Annotated in this window: 1 protein-coding gene; it reads right to left on the bottom strand. The window is 65.6% G+C overall.

Annotated features, from left to right (window positions below):
- On the bottom strand, positions 1–252 hold a 252-nt coding region (locus tag IAE24_RS30520; RefSeq protein WP_233630809.1), incomplete at its 3' end, for a hypothetical protein.
- Positions 253–352: the final 100 nt, after the last annotated feature.

The raw sequence follows: 352 nt of genomic DNA, 5'->3' as shown, positions 1-352 counted from the left end.
TGCCAGTGCCTTCGGTCCCGCCACCAGCGTGACCATCAAGGATCTGGTGCCCGCAGGCATCAGCATCACGGGAGTGCCGACCGGCGCAAACGTGGCCAGCGCGACCTGCACACCCAACACCTTCCCGTTTGCGGGTAACGGCAGTTCCGTCCTGACGTGTACGGTGAGCTTCACCACGCCTGTGGCGGCTGGCAGTAACAGCAGCTTCAACCTGCCGGCTGTGCCGACGGCTGTGGGTTCGAGCACGAACACGGCCTCCTACGATCCGTCCGGCGGCATCAGCCCAGTCAATCCGACGGCCGGTTGCACGACGAACTGCGCATCGACGCCTTCCACGCCGGTGACGCCTGGT

This window comes from Delftia sp. S65 (genome assembly GCF_016516495.1).
Taxonomy (GTDB): Bacteria; Pseudomonadota; Gammaproteobacteria; order Burkholderiales; family Burkholderiaceae_C; genus Comamonas; species Comamonas acidovorans.
Note: the sequence above shows the minus strand (reverse complement) of the source record. Positions and strands in the feature narration are given on the sequence as shown.